General features: G+C 66.6%; 4 protein-coding genes and 1 pseudogene. 1 reads left to right on the top strand and 4 read right to left on the bottom strand.

The genetic code is table 11. The features are described 5' to 3' along the window. The first annotated feature begins 116 nt into the window (after positions 1-116). Complete coding sequence (locus H8R17_RS44005) at positions 117-1,472, top strand: hypothetical protein (protein ID WP_187828775.1); 1,356 nt, start codon at positions 117-119, stop codon at positions 1,470-1,472. A 99-nt stretch (positions 1,473-1,571) separates the two neighbouring features. On the opposite strand, the gene ltrA is transcribed toward H8R17_RS44005, so the two are convergent. The 4 genes and pseudogenes from ltrA to H8R17_RS43985 form a co-directional block, all read right to left on the bottom strand. Next, on the bottom strand, positions 1,572-2,687 hold the full coding sequence (gene ltrA, locus H8R17_RS44000; RefSeq protein WP_316959735.1) for a group II intron reverse transcriptase/maturase: 1,116 nt from the start codon (positions 2,685-2,687) through the stop codon (positions 1,572-1,574). Positions 2,688-3,087: 400 nt separating this feature from the next. After that, positions 3,088-3,606 carry an NUDIX hydrolase gene (locus H8R17_RS43995; protein WP_187828774.1) on the bottom strand — a complete coding sequence of 173 codons (519 nt, stop codon included), beginning with the start codon at positions 3,604-3,606 and terminating at the stop codon, positions 3,088-3,090. A 21-nt stretch (positions 3,607-3,627) separates the two neighbouring features. Beyond that, positions 3,628-4,985 (bottom strand): annotated as a pseudogene (locus H8R17_RS43990) (IS256 family transposase). A 78-nt stretch (positions 4,986-5,063) separates the two neighbouring features. After that, the coding region (locus tag H8R17_RS43985; protein ID WP_262506010.1) for a group II intron maturase-specific domain-containing protein at positions 5,064-6,047 on the bottom strand (984 nt) is incomplete at its 5' end.

Genomic DNA, 6,047 nt, shown 5'->3' with positions numbered 1-6,047 from the left:
CCACCTCCTCGAACTCCTCGGCATCGAAGTCACACGAACCCGCTGGCCACAGACCTGAATCAGTGACCCGCGAAGTACGGGGCTAGTGAGCCACGCGCGACAACAGGAGAAGCCTGGTGCGACCCTGTGCCTCCCGCCCTGCCCGTGACGGTGACTTCGCCGCCTCCCGCACCCGGCTGGAGGACATGGTCGAAACCCTGTCCGCACCGATGATGATGGCCGCCTCCCAGGCGACGCTGGAGGAATACGTCACCGAGGCCGGCCGTGAGTTGCAACGGCAGCTGATGCAAGACCAGCTCGACGCCCGAGCCCGTGCAGAGGAACGCCGGCCGGTGGTGAGAGGCAGTGAGGGGATCACCCGCACCCGGGCCGAGTCGGGACACCGCCGGATGATCGCCACCACGGTGGGCCGCGTCGAGACCGAACGCATCGCCTACCGCGCCGAAGGCAAAGGCGTGGGCAACCTGCACCCGGCCGACGCCGTCCTCGAACTCCCCGCCCGGCTCTACTCCCAGCCCCTGCGCAAACTGATCGCCGTTGAGGTGGCCCGCTCCCCGGCCCGGCAGGCCGCCCAGAGCGTGTCCCGGATCACCGGACAACACCTGGGCACCCGCCAGTTGATGGCCACCGTCCAGCACGCCGCCGCCGACATCCTCGACTTCTACACCCCCGCCCTGAACCCGGACACAGCCGGCTCGACGGGCTCGACGGGCTCGACGGGGCAAGATCTGCTGGTCATGAGTATCGACGCGACCGGTGTCGCCATGATTCCCGCCGCGTTGCGCGAGGCGACCCGGGCCGCGGCGAAGGAGGCGGCCGGGACAGCCGCCGGGCAGGCTCCCTCCGCCCAGCTCAGCCGCCGGGACCGGGCCGGCCGGACCCGGATGGCGTCGGTCACCGCCGTCTACGACGCCGCTCCGGTGAAGCGTTCACCGGCCGACATCCTGCCCGTGACCCGCGCCGAGCGCGAACAACGCCGCGAGGGCCCCCACGCCCGCGGCCGACAGTTGGACGCCTCCCTCGAACGCTCCACCAAGGCCATGGTGAAGGCCATGTTCGACACCGCCCAGCAAAGCGATCCCGACCACCGACGCCGGTGCATCGTCCTGGTCGACGGCGCCAACCACCAACTCGACTGCATCAACGCAGAAGCCGAACGCCGCGGTGTGAAGACGACGTCATCGTCGACTTCGTCCACGTCATCGAGTACTTGTGGCGGGCCGCCGACGAACTCCACCCCGCGAAACCCACCCGCACGGCCTGGGTCGCCACCGCAGCCCGCGCCGTCCTGGAAGGCCACAGCGCCCGCATCGTCTCCGACATCCGCGCCCACATCCGCCGCATCCACGAAACTCCCGGCCACCGGGGCACCGAGGCAGCCACCCGCGCCGCGGCCTACATCGAGGCCAAGGAGCCCTACCTCGTCTACCACCTCGCTCTCGCCCTGGGCTGGCCGATCGCGACCGGTGTGATCGAGGGAACGTGCCGGCACCTCGTGAAGAACCATCTCGACCTCGCGGGAGCCAGATGGGACCTGCCCAGCGCCGACGCCGTCCTCCTCCTGCGAGCCGTCATCGACAACGGCGACTTCGAGGACTACTGGGCGTATCACCAGCAACGTGAGTACCTCCGCGACCACGCCACCCGCTACAGCGACGAACTCGCCCTCGCCGCATGACCCGCATCCGGCGGCGCCGGAGTCGCTTGTACTTCTGCATGGCCCACCGCATCAGGTAGTGATTGATGCCTTTGAGACTCTTGACCAGCTCGGACGGGTAGAACCGCCCGTAATAGTTGATCCAGCCCCGCACGATCGGATTGATCTCCCGCGCGAGGTCTGCCAGGGACGAGCCACTGCGCAGGTGCAGCCGCCAGGACCGGATCTGCGCCCGGATCCGCTTGGCGGCCTCGTCGCTGATGGCCGGGTTGAAGCCGAAGAAGTAACTCCCACTCCGTGTCCGGACCTTCCGCGACCGGAATGTGTACCCCAGGAACGTGAACGACGTGTGTTCGTACGAGCCACGCCTCTTACCGTCCCTGCAGTACACGATGCGGGTCTTGTCAGGATGCAGCTGCAATCCCCCGCACTGCACCAGCCGCTCGCCGATCGCCTGACGCACCCGGTGCGCCTCGACCTCGGTACGGCAATGGACCACCATGTCATCGCAGTACCGCTCGAACGCGACGACCGGGAAGGTCCGGCTCATCCACGCATCGAACGCGTAGTGCATGAACAGGTTCGCCAACAAAGGTGAGATCGCCGAGCCCTGCGGGCTCCCGCGATCCCGCGCGACCAGCACGCCACCGTCCTGCTGGAGTGGGGCCTTCAGCCAGCGCTCCACATACAGCAGGATCCACCGCTGATCGGTGTGGTGGGCCACCGCCTTGAGGACCAGGTCATGGTCGAGGTTGTCGAAGAAGCCGCGGATGTCGATGTCGACCACCCAGTCGCTTCTCCAGCACCTCTCCCGGCACACCGCGAGCGCGTCCAGCGCACTGCGGCGGGGCCGATAGCCGTAGGAGTCGGGATGGAACAGCGATTCCACCTCCGGCTCCAGGACCATGGCCACCACCGTCTGCGCGATCCTGTCCGCGACCGTCGGCACGCCGAGCACCCTGACCCCTCGCCCTCCCGGCTTGGGGATCTCCACCATCCGTACCGGCTGCCCGACGACATGCGATTCCACAGCTTGTAGAGGTTGCCCTTCAGGTCCACCTCGAACTGCTCGATCGACTCGCCGTCGACGCCGGCCGCTCCCCGGTTCGCCTTGACCCTGAGATACGCCTCCCAGACGACATGCTTCGAGATCTCGAACGACTTCGACCCGCTCACCCGGCTCCTCCCGGCACAGCCGGTTGGCCGCCAAGCAGGCCAGGATGATCCGTCCCCTTCGCTCCACCCGCATTTACCGGGCTTCATCACTACTACGAGACAGTCCGTCCCCGTGCCCCGCATCGGTACTCGGCCCCTTTGCGGTGATGGCCGCTTGAGGTTCTCCCTCCCGCCACAGAGCTGGCTGCCCGGCGGCCGTAGAGGAATAGTCAAGACCTGTGGATCAAGATCTTGTCGCATGAGTGATCTGGTGGTCAGATGTCGTGGGTGTTGGGGCGGGGGACGGCGGCTTCGACGAACAGCCGGCGATAGAAGGGGCCAAGCCCCTTGGGGATGGCCAGGGACTGGAACGCCTCCTCCGCCGGCAGGAGCCGGCGGTGGGCCATCTCGAAGCGTGGGTCCCACGGAGCCAGACGCACCTCTGCTCGCCACATCGACCGGACCAGCACCAGCCCTTCCTGCGGACCTCGCACGCAGATGCCCCGGCTGAACCCGAGCAGCCGGCAGTCCATCACCTCGGCGCAGGCTTCCTCACGGACCTCCCGGCGCATCGTGTCGACCCACTGCTCATGCCGCTCGGGGCGACCGGCGGGCAGGCCCCACTGCTGTCCGTCTGTGCTGACCACGACGATCCGGTCGCCAGCGACGCACACCGCCTCCGCGCCGTGTGGCGTGCCCGACGGTGGGTCAGGTGGTGGATACCACGCAACGTGCCATTCCTGACCGTTGATGGATGCGGCGAAGTCGGTGCCATTCCCAGCGATGTCGTTCATGGTTTCGCTCCAGCGAAAGGATCAAGCGGCTGTGGGGACGGGGTCTTCGTCGGGACGTTCGACGAGGTGGCCGCGTTCGAAGCGGGCTCCGGCACGGACGGGGGCGACGAGGTGGGGTGCGTTCACGGACCGCCACCGCTGCTGGGCGGACTCGACAAGCTTGAAGACCATGGCGAGGGCGGCGGCCGCGCTGCCGGCACCCTTGGTCACCTTGGTGCGGAGCCGCACCGTGGCGAAGGTCGACTCGATGGGGTTCGTGGTGTGCAGGTGGATCCAGTGCTCGGCGGGGAAGTCATAGAACGCCAACAGCTCGTCGACATCATCGGTGATCTTCTTGACGGCCTTGGGCCACTTCGCGCCGTACGCCTTCTCGAACGCGGCGACGGCCTTGAGGGCATGCTCCTTGTCCTCGGCGTTGTAGATCTCCTGCAGGGCCTTCTTCGCGCTGGGCTGGATGGACTTCGGCAGGGAGTCGATGACGTTGGCGGTCTTGTGGGCTCGCAGAGAAACAACATGCGTACGAGCAGCGCGCCGACCTGGGACATCAAGTCTCAGAACCCACAAGTTAATTCTCTGCGACCCCTGTGAACCCAGCACCGCTGGTGGCGGGCCTCGGGGAAGACCTCGGCGAGGGCCTTCCAGAAACCCAGGGCGCCGTCGCCGACCGCGAGGACAGGAGCGCGCATGCCGCGCCGCTGGCAGTCATGCAGCAGGTCGGCCCAGGAGTCGCGGGATTCACGGTAGCCGTCGGCCATGGCGATCAGTTCCTTGGTGCCGTCCGCGCGCACGCCCATCAGCACGAGCACGCACGACTTGGCCTGCGTGAGGCGTATGCGCAGGTGGATGCCGTCAGCCCAGACGTAGACGTAGTCGGTGGCGGACAGGTCTCGCTGACCGAACGCGGTGTGGTCTGCCTGCCACTGCGTGGTCAGCCTGGTGACTGTGGCCGGCGAGAGCCCGGCCGTGGAGCCGAGGAACTGCTCGAGGGCGGGCACGAAGTCACCTGAGGACAGTCCGTGCAGGTAGAGCAGGGGCAGAACCTCGCTGATCTTCGGAGACTTCCGGCACCAGGGCGGCAGGATGGCTGAGGAGAACCGCTTGCGCTCACCGGTCGTCTCGTCGAGGCGCCTGTCGTTCACGCGCGGAGCCTTAACCTCCACAACTCCGGCCGCGGTAGTGACCTTCCGCGACTGGTGGTAGCCGTTGCGGACCACGAGCCGACGTCCCTGCTCGTCGCACTGGTCGGCCAACTCGGCGATGTAGGCGTTGACTTCAGCCTCCAGCGCGGCCGCGAGCATCTGCCTCGCGCCCTCGCGGACAATCTCGTCGATCAGAGAACCGTCCGCGGTGGTGCCGTCGGCGTTGACTACGCTGAGCAGTCGGGTAGCTCCGGAGGATTGCTGCGCCGGAGCCCCCTCAGAACCGGACATGCGAGTCATCCTCGCATCCGGCTCAAGCTAGCCTGTGGCTGCCTGCTGGGTGTCACGCTTCCGGTCGCCAGCGTGTACCTGGCGATGACATGCCGTGTGGATCAGCTCCAGGTTGCTTGGGTGGTCGCTGCCGCCCTTGCTGCGGTAGGTCAGGTGATGCACGTGGATCGCCCGGAGGCTCCCCGTGAACCACTTGGCCCAGTCCTGAACGTCGTCCGGGTCGAACCCAGCTCCGTCGATCAGATCCAGTCCGCACCTGGGACAGAGCCCCTGCTGACGGTAGGCGAGGGAGAGGATCTTCTTGGGCTCTCCCACTGCCTGCACCCGCTTGCGTCGACGGTTCCTCCAGTACTCTTCCAGCTCCGGGTCATCGGGGGACGCATCGTCCTTGACCAAGGTGTGTCGCTGGATCGGCATCCAGGAGGCTTGCTGCAAGTAATGCTCGGGAGTGCCGAACACCCACTTGCTGGACCTGCCTGGCTGAAACTTGCCCCAGTACCTTCGCTTGATCCATCCCCAGGGCTTGCGGCGATGTCGCCGCATAGCCCAACGCTTCAGGATCTCGAAGGTGTGGGCGTCCAGTAGGTTGAAGGTCTCCTTCGAACAGACAGTCCGGTAGTACGTGGACCAGCCACGTACAAACGGTGACAGTGTCCTGACCAGGTTTTCAGTGGGCGAGCCGCTGTTCTCCCTGGCCGTGGTACCGATCCTCTTCCGGGCTCTCTGTAGGGCATCCCGGCTCGGCTTGATGATCAGTTTCTCGCGGAACCTGCCGACGTTGAACCCGAGGAAGTCAACCCCATTGGAGAGGTGAACCACCCTGGTCTTTTCCTCGTTGAAGGATAGACCCCGGGGTTCGAGCCATGCGGCGAGGTCCTGCTTGGCCTTCATCGCCTCTTCCTCCGTAGTGCAGAACACCACGAGGTGAGTCGGCGGCGGGAATCTCACCCGCCGCCGCTCGCAGAACCGTGCGGGAGCCTCTCGGCTCACACGGCTCCCATCGCCCAGCCA

It is taken from the genome of Streptomyces sp. TRM68367 (assembly GCF_014495685.1).
In the GTDB taxonomy this organism is placed as follows: Bacteria; Actinomycetota; Actinomycetes; order Streptomycetales; family Streptomycetaceae; genus Streptomyces.
The sequence above is the reverse complement of the archived record's forward strand: the minus strand, read 5'-3'. Positions and strand labels throughout refer to the sequence as shown.

Excerpts from the sequence above, each read along its gene's own strand:
- H8R17_RS43995 (WP_187828774.1), bottom strand. The coding sequence starts at position 3,606 with ATGAACGACATCGCTGGGAATGGCACCGACTTCGCCGCATCCATCAAC.